This window comes from Lentzea tibetensis (assembly GCF_007845675.1).
In the GTDB taxonomy this organism is placed as follows: Bacteria; Actinomycetota; Actinomycetes; order Mycobacteriales; family Pseudonocardiaceae; genus Lentzea; species Lentzea tibetensis.
This window is the reverse complement of record NZ_VOBR01000008.1, coordinates 301,021-315,090: the sequence shown is the minus strand read 5'-3', so window position 1 is coordinate 315,090 and position 14,070 is coordinate 301,021. Positions and strand designations below refer to the sequence as shown.

15 protein-coding genes are annotated in these 14,070 nt (G+C 70.2%); 9 read left to right on the top strand and 6 right to left on the bottom strand.

The features are described 5' to 3' along the window. Nucleotides 1-128: 128 nt before the first annotated feature. Complete coding sequence (locus FKR81_RS15725) at nt 129-482, bottom strand: cupin domain-containing protein (RefSeq protein ID WP_146352527.1); 354 nt, start codon at nt 480-482, stop codon at nt 129-131. 80 nt (nt 483-562) lie between these two features. On the opposite strand from FKR81_RS15725, the gene FKR81_RS15720 reads away from it, so the two are divergent. Beyond that, nucleotides 563-1,003, top strand: a complete 441-nt coding sequence (locus FKR81_RS15720; protein ID WP_235921567.1) for a MarR family winged helix-turn-helix transcriptional regulator — start codon at nt 563-565, stop codon at nt 1,001-1,003. Between the two features lies 1 nt (nt 1,004). Here FKR81_RS15720 and FKR81_RS15715 read toward each other — a convergent pair whose 3' ends face one another. Beyond that, on the bottom strand, nt 1,005-1,595 hold the full coding sequence (locus FKR81_RS15715) for a TMEM165/GDT1 family protein (RefSeq protein WP_268891552.1): 591 nt from the start codon (nt 1,593-1,595) through the stop codon (nt 1,005-1,007). A gap of 320 nt (nt 1,596-1,915) precedes the next feature. Between FKR81_RS15715 and FKR81_RS15710 the strand changes: the two genes are divergently transcribed. From FKR81_RS15710 to FKR81_RS15695, 4 genes are read left to right on the top strand one after another with little or no spacing between them, the layout of a single operon-like run. Then, nucleotides 1,916-3,367, top strand: a complete 1,452-nt coding sequence (locus FKR81_RS15710; protein WP_146352526.1) for a cytochrome ubiquinol oxidase subunit I — start codon at nt 1,916-1,918, stop codon at nt 3,365-3,367. 9 nt (nt 3,368-3,376) lie between these two features. Continuing rightward, nucleotides 3,377-4,345 (top strand): cytochrome d ubiquinol oxidase subunit II, encoded by a 969-nt coding sequence (gene cydB / locus FKR81_RS15705; protein WP_146352524.1) that lies wholly within the window; start codon nt 3,377-3,379, stop codon nt 4,343-4,345. Further along, entirely contained in the window at nt 4,345-7,425 is a 3,081-nt protein-coding gene (cydD, locus tag FKR81_RS15700; RefSeq protein WP_146352522.1) for a thiol reductant ABC exporter subunit CydD, read from the top strand. Before cydB ends, cydD begins: the two co-directional genes overlap by 1 nt. Nucleotides 7,426-7,430: 5 nt before the next feature. Next, a complete protein-coding gene (locus FKR81_RS15695; protein ID WP_146352520.1) occupies nt 7,431-8,534 on the top strand; it encodes a GAF domain-containing sensor histidine kinase in 1,104 nt (367 codons plus the stop codon). On the opposite strand, the gene FKR81_RS15690 is transcribed toward FKR81_RS15695, so the two are convergent. Next, nucleotides 8,509-9,129, bottom strand: coding sequence for a response regulator (locus tag FKR81_RS15690; RefSeq protein ID WP_186762993.1), 621 nt, complete (start codon nt 9,127-9,129; stop codon nt 8,509-8,511). The genes FKR81_RS15695 and FKR81_RS15690 overlap by 26 nt on opposite strands. A 60-nt stretch (nt 9,130-9,189) precedes the next feature. Here FKR81_RS15690 and FKR81_RS15685 point away from each other — a divergent pair, with 60 nt between their 5' ends. After that, nucleotides 9,190-9,684, top strand: coding sequence for a GNAT family N-acetyltransferase (locus tag FKR81_RS15685; protein WP_146352518.1), 495 nt, complete (start codon nt 9,190-9,192; stop codon nt 9,682-9,684). A gap of 43 nt (nt 9,685-9,727) precedes the next feature. Here FKR81_RS15685 and FKR81_RS15680 read toward each other — a convergent pair whose 3' ends face one another. Next, entirely contained in the window at nt 9,728-10,297 is a 570-nt protein-coding gene (locus tag FKR81_RS15680) for a macro domain-containing protein (RefSeq protein ID WP_235921566.1), read from the bottom strand. Nucleotides 10,298-10,394: 97 nt separating this feature from the next. Between FKR81_RS15680 and pheA the strand changes: the two genes are divergently transcribed. Further along, the gene (pheA, locus tag FKR81_RS15675; protein ID WP_146352514.1) at nt 10,395-11,294 is read left to right on the top strand and encodes a prephenate dehydratase; all 900 of its coding nucleotides are present in this window, start codon (nt 10,395-10,397) and stop codon (nt 11,292-11,294) included. Continuing rightward, a complete protein-coding gene (locus FKR81_RS15670) occupies nt 11,291-11,884 on the top strand; it encodes a histidine phosphatase family protein (protein WP_146352513.1) in 594 nt (197 codons plus the stop codon). Before pheA ends, FKR81_RS15670 begins: the two co-directional genes overlap by 4 nt. Here the strand turns inward: FKR81_RS15670 and FKR81_RS15665 are convergent. Next, nucleotides 11,881-12,231, bottom strand: a complete 351-nt coding sequence (locus FKR81_RS15665; protein WP_146352511.1) for a metallopeptidase family protein — start codon at nt 12,229-12,231, stop codon at nt 11,881-11,883. The two genes, FKR81_RS15670 and FKR81_RS15665, sit on opposite strands and share 4 nt — an antisense overlap. After that, the gene (locus tag FKR81_RS15660; protein ID WP_235921565.1) at nt 12,228-13,289 is read right to left on the bottom strand and encodes a septum formation family protein; all 1,062 of its coding nucleotides are present in this window, start codon (nt 13,287-13,289) and stop codon (nt 12,228-12,230) included. Before FKR81_RS15660 ends, FKR81_RS15665 begins: the two co-directional genes overlap by 4 nt. A 139-nt stretch (nt 13,290-13,428) precedes the next feature. Here FKR81_RS15660 and FKR81_RS15655 point away from each other — a divergent pair, with 139 nt between their 5' ends. Next, complete coding sequence (locus FKR81_RS15655) at nt 13,429-14,070, top strand: hypothetical protein (RefSeq protein WP_328593142.1); 642 nt, start codon at nt 13,429-13,431, stop codon at nt 14,068-14,070.

Sequence of the window (14,070 nt, the reverse complement as noted above, 5' to 3'; positions counted from 1 at the left end):
GGTCCGGGCATTACGGTGAGACACGAGAGCCTCCGGCTGGTGTGGGTCCTAGACAAGCCACACCCCAGCCGGAGGCTCTCCTTACGTCAACACCTGCCCGCCGCTACCAACGTCCTGGCCAGATACAACTAGAGCGACCAGGGGCCGACGATCTTCTGGCCGTCCGCGAGGATCCCGGTGGCCCCGACCGAGGTGGTCACGAGGAGCCTGGCGGGCCCGCCGACGAGCGTGATGTCGGTGAACGCCGAGCAGATCACGGCGTCACCCGGCCCGGCGTCCACGCCCTGGATCCGGATGTTGCCCGTCAGCACGTAGAACACCTCCTCCTTGTCGATCTGATGCGGCTCGGAGTCCGCACCTTCCGGCACGTCGACGGTCCACATGGCGATCTCCGCGCTGCCGCGTGACGGCACCGCCAGAGACCTGAACACGAAGCCGCCGCGCTCGAAAACGGGCGCGTCCGCGGCGGTGGCGAGTGGCATTCGATCCTCCAACTAGTCAACTTGGTTGTCGATGCTGACTGTACGATATGGTCAACCAAGTTGTCTACAAGGAGTGGAAGATGGAACCGGTCACGATGCTGCTCGCCATGTCGTACCGGGCCATGGGCGACCGGTTCCACGAGCGCCTCGCGCAGGTCGGGCTGGAACCGCTGCGGCCGGCGCACGGCTACGTCTTCCGCTTCCTGGCGGAGAAACGGGCGACGGCGCAGGACCTGGCGACGCACCTCGGCGTCACGAAGCAGGCCGCGGCGAAGATCGTGAACGAGCTCGTCGAGTGGCGCTACGTGCTGCGCGAGCCGCACCCGACGGACAAGCGGGCGCAGTACGTCACGCTCACCACGAAGGGGCGCGACTACCTCAGGTTCGCCGACGGCATGTGGGCTGATCTCGAAGGGGAGATGGCCGAGATCATCGGACCGGAACGGCTGGACGCGCTCAAGAACGACCTCAAGCGGTACCTCGACCACACGGGCGTGCACCACCTGCGTCCGGTCTGGTGAGCTACACCGCCTGCCACAGCGCCACCGCGGCGAACCCGGCGAACAGGAACCCGGCGACCCGCTGGATCCAGTGCGTCGGCAACCGCCCCGCGAGCTTGCGTCCCACCAGCACCGCGATCCCTGCCACGGCCACCAGTGCGAGCCACGCGCCGACGCCGACGGCCAGCGGAGCGCCATAACGCGCGGTGATGCCCGCCGTGGCGAGCTGCGACGCGTCGCCCCACTCCGCGGCGAACAGCACGCCGAACGACGCCAGGGCCGCGCGCCAGAACGGGACCTGGGCGACCTCGGGAGTACCGGCGTCCGAAGTGGACTCCGACGAGAAGCCTTCACGCAGCAGCAGGAACGCGCCGACGGCGAAGAGCAGGCCCACGACGAGCGACACCACGCGGTCCGGCAGCAGGGTCAGCGCCGACCCGAACGCCACCGCGACGACCGACTGCACCGCGAACGCCGCGACCACGCCGACGAACACGGGAAGCGCGCGGTAGCGGGTGGTCAGCACCAGGGTGGCGACCATGGTCTTGTCCGGGAGCTCGACGACGAACACCACCGCGAAGGCGGTGACGAGTGCGAGCAGTGAGGTGGCCAAGAGTTCCTCCGCGTCCGATGTGGAACCCGGACGGAGGCGCAACAGACCCCGACCGGGTGTGCTGCTACCCGGCCGGAGGTCTCGTTCGCCCGTGGAACCACGGGTGCGGGACCGGATCCACTCGAAGGCGGACCAGTATGTCGATCACCGCGCCGGTCCTGAGCTTTCCAGGACACGGGAACTACTCCCCTCTGGCGCCGCCGACTCTACCCGGCACGTTCACCCACCAGGGGTGATTTCCGGCACGGGACCAAGGTCCTGCCCGAACGGGGGACCGTCGTACCTGATGGGCGACATGATCCACACATACGCTCGATGACGTGGACGTGCTCGATGTGGCCCGGTGGCAGTTCGGCATCACCACCGTCTACCACTTCCTGATGGTGCCGTTGACCATCGGTCTGTCGCTCCTGGTGGCGATGATGCAGACCGCGTGGGTGCGCACGGACGACCCCAAGTACTTCGCGATGACGAAGTTCTGGGGCAAGCTCCTGCTGATCAACTTCGCCATGGGCGTGGTGACCGGCATCGTGCAGGAGTTCCAGTTCGGCATGGCGTGGAGCGAGTACTCCCGCTTCGTCGGCGACGTCTTCGGCGCACCGCTCGCGATGGAGGGGCTCGTCGCCTTCTTCGTCGAGTCGACCTTCCTCGGACTCTGGATCTTCGGCTGGGAGAAGCTGCCCCGGCGCGTGCACCTCGCGTGTGCGTGGGCGTTCTCGCTGGCCACGATGGCGTCCGCCTACTTCATCCTGGCCGCGAACTCGTGGATGCAGCACCCCGTCGGCATCGAGATGGTCGACGGACGGCCGCAGCTCAACTCGATCTGGGCGGTGCTGGGCAACAACACCGTGCTCGCCGCCTTCCCGCACACCATCGCCGGTGCGTTCGCCGTCGCGGGCGCGTTCCTCGTCAGCATCAGCGCCTGGCACCTGTGGAAGAAGTCGGAGCGCGAGGAGGTCTGGCGCGCGTCGCTGAAGTTCGGCACGTGGGTGGGCGTCGTCGCGTTCGCCGGTCTCTCGATCAGCGGTGACGTCCAGGGCAAGCTGATGTTCGAGCAGCAGCCGATGAAGATGGCCGCCGCGGAGGCGCTGTGCCACACCGAGCAGCCCGCGAGCTTCTCGGTGTTCGCGATCGGTGACGTGAGCCGCCCGGACTGCGAGAACGTCAAGAGCATCACGGTGCCCGCGCTGCTGAGCTTCCTCGCGCACAACGACTTCTCGAGCGAGGTCAAGGGCATCCAGGACCTCGTGCCGCTCTACCAGCAGAAGTACGGCACGAACTACCCGGTCGACGAACGGCTCGGCGAGCTGTCGGGCAAGCCGATCGACTACGTGCCCGCGCTGCCCGTGACGTACTGGGGCTTCCGGCTGATGATCGGCTTCGGCGCGATCGCCGCGGGCATCGGCCTGCTGACGCTGTGGATCACCCGGCGGAAGATCCCGGAGGGCCGGTGGTTCCCGATCGCGGCGCTGGCCAGCATCGCGACCCCGTTCCTCGCCAACAGCTTCGGCTGGATCTTCACGGAGATGGGGCGGCAGCCGTTCGTGGTCGTGCCCAACCCGTCCGGTGTGGACGGTGTCTGGATGTTCACCGCGCAGGCCGTGTCGTCGGTGCACCCCGGCGAGATCCTCACCTCGCTCATCGCGCTGACCGCCGCGTACGGCGTGCTGGCCTGCGTCGAGGTCTTCCTGATCCGCAAGTACGTGCGCGGCGGCATCGCGGGCGTCATGCCCGCGAAGACCGACGACGGCACGCTGGCCTTCGCTTACTGAGGGGGAGCAGTGGAAACGCTCTGGTTCTGCGTCATCGCCCTGCTCTGGCTGGGCTACCTCTTCCTGGAGGGCTTCGACTTCGGCGTCGGCATGTTGCTGCCGGTATTGGGGCGCGACAACACCGAACGCCGTGTCATGATCAACACCATCGGGCCGGTGTGGGACGGCAACGAGGTGTGGCTCCTCGTCGCGGGCGGTGCCACGTTCGCGGCGTTTCCCGGCTGGTACGCGGCGCTCTTCAGCGCTGCGTACCTGCCACTCACCTTGTTCCTGCTGGCGCTCATCGGGCGCGGCGTGGCGTTCGAGTACCGGGGCAAGGTCGACTCGGACCGCTGGCGCCGCACCTGGGACACCGTGATCGTCATCGGGTCGTGGGTCGCCGCGCTCGGCGTCGGGCTGATCATCTCGGCGACCGTGCTGGGACTTCCGCTCAACGCCAACGGTGACCGCGTCGGCTCGGTGTTCGCCGCGGTCCGCTGGGAGACCGTGCTCGGTGCGCTCGCGATCGCCGGGTACGCGCTGGTGCACGGCGCGACGTTCGTCGCGCTGAAGACCGAGGGGGAGATCCGCGACCGGGCGCGACGGCTCGCCGTCACCGTCGCCCCGGTCGCACTGCTGCCGCTGGTGTTCCTGCTGGCGCTGGTCGCGGGCTGGTGGGCGGCGGGGGTCGGGGTGCTGGCCGCACTCGGGGTGTGGCGGCTGGCGCGCGGCCGCGAGGGGCAGGCGTTCGGGTTGCTGGGACTCACGATCGCGGCGACGGTCGTGACGCTCTTCGGTTCCCTCTACCCGAACGTCCTGCCGTCCACGTTGGACCCGGCGTTCTCGCTGACGGTCGCGGGTGCCGCGTCGTCGCCGTACACGCTGACCGTGATGACGTGGGTGGCCGCGTTCGGCACGCCCGCGGTGCTGATCTACCAGGGCTGGACCTACTGGGTGTTCCGCAAGCGCATCGGCGTGCGGCACATCCCTGGCCACTGATGAGAGGCCCGCTGGGCGCGCTGCCCCAGCTCTCGCGCAGCGCACGCCGGGCGCTCGTCGTGGTCGGCGTGCTGGCCGCGCTGAACGCCGTTGCCCTGGTCGCGCAGGCCGTCGCGCTGGCGACCGCGTTGACGCAGGGCACCGGGTTCGCGCTGCTCGCGGGTGCCGTCGTCGCCCGAGCCGGGCTGGCCTGGGCAACGGAGTCCGCCGCCGCACGGGCCGCCGCCGGCGCGAAGGAGGAGCTGCGGACGGCGCTGCTCGCGTCGTCGATGGCCCGCGGCCCGGAGTGGATCTCGGCGCGCGGACCGGCCGAGCTGGCGGTGCTGGCGACCAAGGGGCTCGACGCGCTGGACGCGTACTTCACCCGCTACCTGCCCGCGCTCGTCACGGCCGTCGTCGTGCCGCCGGTGGTCGGCGCCTGGATCCTGCACACGGACTGGACGTCGGCCGCGCTGATCGTGCTGACGGTGCCGCTGATCCCCGTCTTCGCGGCGCTGGTCGGCTGGTACACCGAGAAGCGCGTGGCCCGTGCCGCCGAGGTCACCGAGCGGTTGTCCGGCTACCTGCTCGAACTCCTGCGCGCACTGCCCGTGCTGACGGTGTTCGGCCGGGCGAAGGCGCAGGCTGAGGCCGTGCGCGCGGCGGGAGAGCAGCACCGCCGCGCGACCATGGGCACGTTGCGGGTCGCGTTCCTGTCCGCGCTGGTGCTGGAGATCGCCGCGTCGCTGTCGGTCGCGCTGATCGCGGTCGGCATCGGCATCCGGCTCGTGTCCGGCGACCTGACGCTGGCGACCGCGCTGGTCGTGCTGATCCTGGCGCCCGAGTGCTACCTGCCGCTGCGCGCGGCCGGTGCGGCGCACCACGCCAGCGAGGACGGGCTGGAAGCCGTTCGCCGGGTCGCCGAGGTCACCGAAGGCAGCCCGCGGCCCGTCGCCACCGAGTTCCCGCGCGTGATCGACCAGGTGCGCGTGCGCGACCTGAGGGTGTTGCGGCGCGGTGGTTTCGCGCCGGACGGGGTCAGCTTCGAGGTCTCCGCGGGCGGGATCCACCGGCTCGAAGGCGCGAGCGGCCGGGGCAAGTCGACCACGATGTCCGTGCTGCTCGGGTTCGTGACGCCGGACGACGGCACGGCCGAGTTCGTCACGGCCGACGGTCAGCGGCTCAGCGCGGACTGCGCGCGGGACGCGGTCGCCTGGATCCCGCAACGGCCCGCGTTCGCCGCGGCCACCGTCGAGGCGGAGCTGGAGCTCACCGAACCACGCGCGACGCCGCTGGACCTGGTGCGGGTCACCGAGGAGGTCGCGGCCGACCACCTGCTGCACCGGCCGATCGCGCAGCTGTCCACCGGCGAGCGGCAGCGCGTCGCCGTCGCACGGGCGTTGCTGCGCGTGCGGTACGGCGCGACCGTGCTGCTCGCCGACGAGCCCACCGCGCACCTCGACCCGGTCACGGCCACGAAAGTCGACAAAGCGATCAAGCGAGTTGCCGACCTCGGCGCGATCGTCGTCGTGGCCACGCACCGCTCGCCCGAGCACGTCGAGGACGAGACCGCGGCTCCGGTTCGGCTGGAAGCGCCGGTCGCCGAGACCACGAAACCGAGTGGGTTGCTGACCAGGCGGATGCTGGCCGGCGCGGCGCTCGGTGTCGCCGCGGTCGGCTGCGGCGTCGCGCTGACCGCGTTGTCGGCGTACCTGATCGCGCGGGCCGCCGAGCAGCCGCCGATCCTCATGCTGTCCGTGCTCGTCGTCGGCGTGCGCACGTTCGCGCTGGCGAAGGGCGTGCTGCGGTACGTCGAACGGCTGGTGTCGCACGACGCCGCGTTCCGGCTCGCCGAACGGCTGCGCGTCGACTTGTGGCTGGCGATGGTCCGCCGAGGTCCGGCCCGGTTGCAGCAGGACGGCCTGCAGCGGCTCGTCGACGACACGGACACCGTGCGGGACCTGGGGCCGCGCGTGCTGCTGCCCCCGCTCGTCGCGTTCGGCGTCGGCACGGGCACGGTGGTGCTGTTCGCGTTCATCGACTGGAGAGCCGCGGTCGCGCTCGCGGTCGCGTTGCTGATCGGCGGGATCGCGGCGCCGCTGGTGGCGATGGTGACCGAACGCCGGGCGAGCATCGCGCTGGCCCACGGCAGGCGGGAGATCGCGGCCGAGGTGCTCGCGGTGCTCCGGGCCGCGCCGGACCTGATCGCCGCGGGAGCGCACGAGCGCAAGCTCGCGGAAATCGCCGCCAAGGACGCCGAACTGGCACGCCAGGCGCGGCGCCAGGCGTTCGGAACCGGTGCCGCGACGGCGATCCTGCACCTGACGACCGGCGGCGCGGCACTCGTGTGCAGCTCGCTCGGGGCGGGCCTGACGGGTCCGGTGCTCGGCCTGGTGCCGCTCGCGCTGGCCGAGGCGCTGAGCCCGCTGCCGCTCGCCGCGCAGCAACGCCGGGCGCTCGCCGAGGCGCACCAGCGACTGTCGCTGGACGCACCCGAAGAGCCGGAACCGTTGCGCGGCAAGCGGATCCTGCTGAGCAACGTCGACGTCGGCTGGCCGGACGCCGACCCCGTGCTCACCGACCTGAACCTCGACGTCAAGCCCGGCACGCACGTCGCGATCGTCGGCCCTTCGGGTTCCGGCAAGTCGACGCTCGTCGCGTTGCTGCTGGGATTCCTCAAGCCCACCAAGGGCATCGTCGAACTGCCGCGCGCGACGTGGTGCCCGCAGGAGCCGCAGCTGGTGTCGACGACGGTCCGCGAGAACCTCCGGATGTCGGGTCCGCACGACGACGAGCGGCTTCGTGAGGCGCTGCTCACGGCCGGACTTCCCGAGTGGACCGACCGGCTCGACGTCGTGATCCGGCAGGACCAGGTCAGCGGCGGTGAGGCGCAACGGCTGGCGCTCGCGCGGGCGTTGCTGCACGACGCGGACGTGCTGCTGCTGGACGAGCCGACGGCGCACCTCGACGAGGACACCGCGTACGAGGTCCTGCTCAACCTGAGCCGGGACGACCGGACGATCGTGCACATCACGCACCGCCCCGACGAGGCCGCTCGGGCGGACGTGGTGCTCGACATGGGACAGCCCGCATACCGTTGAACACCATGGACCCCCGCCTGGCGCGACGCGTGCTCGTCGCGTCCACCGAGATCACGTCGGCCGCGCTGGAAGACCCGGACGCGGTGCTCGGCCTCGTCGTGCGCAGCGCCGCCGAGCTGGCCGACGCCGACCTCGGGCTCGCGATGCTCACCGCCGAGGACGGCAAGCTGTCCGTCGAGGCGTCCAGCGGCGAACCGGTCGGCGCGGTCCTGTCATCGCGATCGGCGGCCGCCAAGGCGGCGCGCACCGGCGTGCCGGTCGTCGCGGACGACGTGACGAGCGATCCGCGGACGGCGCCGTTCGTGCCGAAGGCGCTGCGCGGCTACGGGCCGTTCGCGGTCGCGCCGTTCGGCACGAAGGACCGCAACCTCGGCGCGCTGGCCGTGTACCGCAAGCGCGGTGCGCGGCCGTTCACCCAGGTCACCGTGGACGTGCTGGCCGCGTTCGCCGCGCAGGCCGGGCTCGCGGTCGTGCTGGCGGAAGGCGTGACGGCCCGGCAGCGGGTCGCCGTCTACGAGGAACGCGACCGCATCGCGCGCGACCTGCACGACGTGATCATCCAGCGGCTCTACGCGGCGGGCGTCCAGCTCGACCTGCTGGAGAGGCGGATCGGCAAGAAGCTCGACGCGCCCGATCTCGCCCGGATCAGCATGGCCGTCGACCAGCTCGACGAGACCATCGCCGAGGTGCGCGCGACCGTCCGCAGGTTGCGCAGCGCCGACCCGGACGACCACGCGGACCTGCTCAGCTCCGTGCGCGCCGAGGTTCGCACGGCGGCCGAACTGCTCGGGTTCCCGGCAGAACTGCAGGTCAAGGGCGATCTGGCCGACGTTCCGGCCAAGCTCGCTGACGACGCGCGGGCGGCGTTGCGCGAGGCGCTGTCCAACGTGGTCCGGCATTCCGGCGCGACTCGGGTGCGCGTGGCCGCCCGGCGGGATGAGAAACGACTCCTGATTCGCATCGAGGACAACGGCTGTGGAATCCCGGAGGGGGTCGCTCACCGCGGCTTGCGGCACCTACAGGAACGCGCCAAAGCAGCCAACGGGGAGTGCGACATTCAGACGTCCCCAAACGGTACGACGATCACCTGGGTGGCCCCGATCGTCTAGCCACCCATGCGGCGGCTTGCGTTCTGCGCTCCATGCCCAACTTCGACAGAACCGAAGTCACGTAGTTCTTCACCGTCTTCTCGGCCAGAAAGAGTCTCTCCCCGATCTGGCGGTTCGTGAGCCCCTCACCGATGAGGTCCAGCACGCGCTGTTCCTGATCTGTCAGCCCGACCGGTGCGGGGCGTCGCATCCGCTCCAGCACGCGGGCCGTCGTCGCCGGGTCCAAAAGCGACCGTCCAGCCGCGACCTCGCGCACCGCCGTCACCACGTCCTGACCTCTCACCTGCTTCAACAGGTACCCGGACGCACCCGCCATGATCGCCCCGACGAGCGCTTCCTCATCGTCGAAAGCGGTCAGAACCAGGCATCTGAGCCCGAGATCCCGCAAAGAACGACATAGGTCCACACCACTGCCGTCCGGCAATTGCACATCGACCACGGCGACGTCGCACGCGACCGCCGCCGCCCGAGTGACAGCCTCGTCAACCGAACCCGCTTCCGCGACGACGGTGATGTCGGATTCGTCGTCGAGCATCTCGCGCAGACCTCTGCGCACGACCTCGTGGTCGTCCACCAACAAAACGCGCACTGGCACGAATCCACCGTACGTCGAATGGGTGTTCACGAGGGTGTCTCGTATTGGCACAGTGCAAGCATGACTGACGGCAGCGTGCGCCCGATCGAGGAAGCGGATCGAATCGTGGTCGCAAGGCTGGTTCTCGAATTGTGGGGTGCGCACACCGCCGTCGCGCACGGAGAGGTCTTCTTCCCCGCGAGCCTGCCCGGTTTCCTCGTCGAGAGGCAGGGACAGGTGCTCGGGCTGCTGACCTACGCGGTCAGCGACTCGCTGCTGGAGATCGTCACCGTCGACGCGCTGCGAAGAGGCAGAGGCGTCGGGTCAGCGCTGATCGACGCCACCGTCCGCAAAGCACGCCAGATCGGCTGCTCCCGCGTGCGGCTCACGACCACCAACGACAACCTCGACGCGCTGCGGTTCTACCAGCGCAGGGGGTTCAAGCTCTGTGCGCTGCGCCCGGACGCGGTGCGCGAGGCGCGCAAGCTCAAGCCGGAGATCCCCACGGTTGGGGATTTCGGCATCCCCATCACGGATGAGCTGGACCTCGAACGATGGGTCGCGCCCCGGCAGTAGTCCACAGCCATCCACATCCCTGTCCACAGGGTTGTGCACAACTTCAGCCGACACCCAGTGAGGAGAAGACCTCGTCCCACGCGGCCGCGACCTGGTGCGCGCACGTCTCCGGCGCGACCCCGCCGACACCGGTGCCGAGACCGGGCATCGCGATCGTGCGGACGACCGTGCGGATCGGACGGCCGTCCTCCAGCCGTCCCTCCTGCCACAGTCGCAGGACCGCGCGCGCCGCGAGGTAGGGGTGGACGGTCTCCGACGGCAGGTGCTCGCCGGGCCTGCGCATCGTCGGGGCGCTGATGAGCCACGCGGGCTCCTCCTCGCCGGTCGCGACGATCTGCGCCTCACCGACCGGCAGCTCGCCACCGTGGTACGCGAGCACCGCGCTGCGCACGTGCTGTTCGACGTGCGGGAACGCCCTGGCGTAGACGGCGTCGATGCCGCCGCGCATCCAGCCCTGCGAGTTGGCCGGGCTGACGACGGCCTGCGCCTCGATGTCCAGCACCGAACCCGGATGCACCCGCACGCCGGGCCTGCCGTCCGCGACGGCGAGCCAGGCACTCGCGAGCGGTTGTTCCACCGCGCACAACACGAGTTCAGGCGCTAGAACGGGCACCCGCACAGCATTCCAGTAGAGACACCTCGTTCGGAACCAGGTTTGGTACCGGCCACCTGGGTGATCCTCGCCTCAACTGGTCCGTAAGGTGGCGAGGGTGCCGCGCATCGCCTACTTCGGACCACAGGGGACGTTCACCGAGCAGGCCGCATCGGCCTTCGCTCGCGAGGACGACGAGCTGGTTCCCGTGGAGACCGTCCCGCTCGCGTTCGCCGCCGTCCGCAGTGGCGCCACGGACTTCTGCTGCGTGCCGGTGGAGAACTCCGTCGAGGGTGCCGTTCCGGCCACGATGGACGCTCTGGTCCGCGACGAGCCGCTCGTCGCCGTTGCCGAGCACGTGCTGCCCGTGCACTTCAGCGTCCTGGTCCGTCCGGGCACCGCGGAGATCCGCACCGTCGCGAGCCACCCGCACGCGCTGGCCCAGGTCCGCGAGTGGCTGGCTGCCCATCTGCCCGACGCGACACCCATCGCCACGACGTCCACCGCGGCCGCCGCCGTCGCCGTGCTGAACGGCGACTTCGACGCGGCCGTCAGCGCTCCCGTCGCGGTCACCCACTACCCGCTCTCGGAGTACGCGACGGAGGTCGCCGACGTCCGCGACGCGCGCACCCGCTTCCTGCTGCTCCGCCGCCCCGGCGCTCTGCCGGAGCCCACGGGCGCGGACCGGACGAGCGTCGTCGTGACCACGCCGAACCGCGTCGGCGTGCTGGCCGAGCTGCTCACCGAGCTCGCGCTGCGTGGGATCAATCTCACCGGACTCGAATCCCGCCCCACGAAGGGCAAACTGGGGGAGTACCGCTTCTACATCGACCTGGAAGGTCATGTCGCTGAGCCGCAGGTCGGCGACGCGCTGGCGGCGCTGCACCGGCACTCCCGCGAGATCAGGTTCCTCGGTTCGTACCCGAAGGCAGACCACGAGCCCGCGCCCATGAGCAACGCCGAGTTCACCGCCGCCACCGACTGGGTCGATGGTGTGCGAAAGGGCGAACGCGGGTGAGGTTGCTGCTGGTCAGACACGGTGAGACGGCGTCGAACATCGAGCGCGTGCTGGACACGCTGCCCCCTGGGCCGCCGCTCACCGAGCTCGGCCACAAGCAGGCCCGCGAGCTGGCCGACTCCCTCGAACGCACCGAGGACGTCGTCGCCGTGTACGCGTCCGTCGCCGTCAGGGCCCAGCAGACCGCCGCCCCCGTCGCCGAGCGGTTCGGGCTGTCCGTGCAGGTGCTCGAAGGTGTGCACGAGATCCAGGTCGGTGACCTGGAGGGTGCGAACACCAGGGAGGCGTACACCGGGTACCTGTCGACCGTGATCGCCTGGGCCGAGGGGCGCTTGGACGTCTCGTTCCCCAACGGTGAGACCGGGCAGCAGGTGCTGGACCGGTTCCTGCCCGCGGTGCGGTCCGTCGAGCAGGACGGGACCGTGGTGCTCGTCAGTCACGGCGGATCGGGCCGGATGGCCGCGCTGGCATTGGCACCCAACGTGCCCACCGAGCTGGCGGAGAACCTGCTGCCCAACACCGGTGTGGTCGTGCTGGAGTCCGGCGCGGACGGCTGGCGCTGCCTGTCGTGGGCGGGCGTGCCCGTCTAACCCCAGCCGAGCTCGTGCAGCTTGGCGTCGTCGATCCCGAAGTGGTGCGCGATCTCGTGGACCACCGTGATCGCCACCTCCTCGACGACGTCCTCCTCGTCGGAGCAGATGTCCAGGATCGCCTCGCGGTAGATGAAGATGTGGTCGGGCATGACGCCCGAGTAGTCGCTGTTCCGCTCGGTCAGCGCGATGCCCTGGTAGAGCCCGAGCAGTGACGGCTCCTCGGCGTTGCGGTCCTCGACCAGTACGACGACGTTGTCCATGGCCCGCGCGAACTCGGGTGGCAGCAGGTCCAACGACTCACCGACCAGCTCCTCGAAGCGGGCGCGGGTCATCTCCACGGTCACGGCGTGGCCGAGGTCTCGGTGCTCGGGCGCAGGGTCGGGACCTGGAGCCCGGACGACGGCGGCTGGCTCGACGACGGCGGCTGGCCGGACTCGGAGTGCAGCGGGGCGCCGGTCGGTTCGTCCTGCGGCCGGACCGAGGTGGTCTGCGGCGGGTTGGACGGCGTGATGGGCGGGGCGTTCGGGTTGCGGACGCTGCCGGTCCACGGGGCCAGCTTGCCGTTCACCGGCACGGCGCCGATCTTGCAGTTCGCCTTGCGCGAGCCGACGGCCCAGCTCTCCGCCAGCCGGGTGTCCCAGGTGACGAGCAGGCCCTTGGCCTTCAGGTCCGCGCCACCGGTGTACTCGGCCGTGATCGTCGCGCACTGGGCGGACATCGCGCCCTCCTGCTTGTCGACCGGCGGGAAGTCACCGGGCAGCGCGACGTTCAGGTCGACCACGCCGACGATCTCGAACGCGTGCGGCTGCGCGCACTCGATTGGGTCGCCCACGTCACCGGTCTGCGTGATGCCGAGACAGACCGTCGGGTCGAACACGTCGGACTGGTCGGCGGTCTTCGCGCTCCCGAACGACGGCAGCAGCGCGCCGGACGGCGCGGACACCTGCACGCCGCAGCGGACCGAGCGGTCGCCGTTGATCCAGCGCTTCTCGTCCGGGTTCAGCGAGCCGACGGAGTACTTGCCGTGCGGGTCGAACTTGTTCGACAGGTAGTTCAGCGACGTCTGCACGCAGTTGTCCTGGACGATCTTCTGCCACAGCGTGCCGTCCGGGAACGGCGCGTCCTTCGGGTAGGTCGCCTCGAGGTTGGCGGCGCCGGTCACCTCGAACTTGTGCTGCTTGCCGCACTCGACCTTCTGCGCGTCGGCCAGGTCCTTCGACCAGTTCAGGCAGTCGCCGGCGTTGGACTCGTACGCGGCGTTGACGGCCTCACGACCCCTGCCGAGGGGGCCGCCGGTGCCGAGCACCGAGGTGAAGGCGCTGACCAGCAACAACACGAAAGCCCCCGCGAGCGCGCCGACCATGACCACCCGCGTGTCGCGGGTGTTACCAGGTCGACTCAACCAACGGGCGCTCGGAGACATCTAATCCATGATGCCTGTGCCGTGTTAGGCGCGTGTTGGCCGGGTGACGAGTGTTTCTTTTAGGACACTCATCACTCGTTCGGCCGCGTCGCTCGGTACCTTCCCCGCGGGAGTGGTGATGACTGACAACAACATGCCAGGACCGGACAACCCGACTCCGCCGTTGGGTCAGCCGGCGCAGCAGCCTCCGCCGTACACGCCGGCACCGACCGGCCAGCAGCCCCAGCCGCCGCAGCAGACGGGGAAGGGCCAGATCCGGCAGCAGCAGCCCGGCGTCACCCAGCCGCGCCCGCCGACGGTCGCTGAGCAGCGTGCGCGTGCGGCGGCTCAGCAGCAGGAGCAGGCGCGGTTCCTCGCCGACGCCGCTGCGTACGAGAAGAAGCGCAAGAAGCGCAAGCGCTTGCTCATCGGTGGCGGTGTCACCGCGGGCGTCGTCGGACTCGTCGCGATCTGGTACGCGGCCGCGAGCCCGGACAACGTCACGGCGCAGTGCACCGACAACAACGACGTGATCGTCGACGACGACTACTGCAGCGACAGCTACTACCGCTCGCACGGCGGTTACAGCAGCGGTGGCTTCATCTACATCGGCGGCAGCTCGTACCGCTACAACTACGGCGGCAGCGGGTCCGTCGGCCAGAAGGTCAGCGGAGGCAGCTACACCCTGCCGAAGGGTGCGAACGTCTCCACGAAGTCCGGCACCAGCGTCCAGCGCGGCGGCTTCGGCATCAGCGGGAGCAGCAAGAGCGGGGGCAGCTGA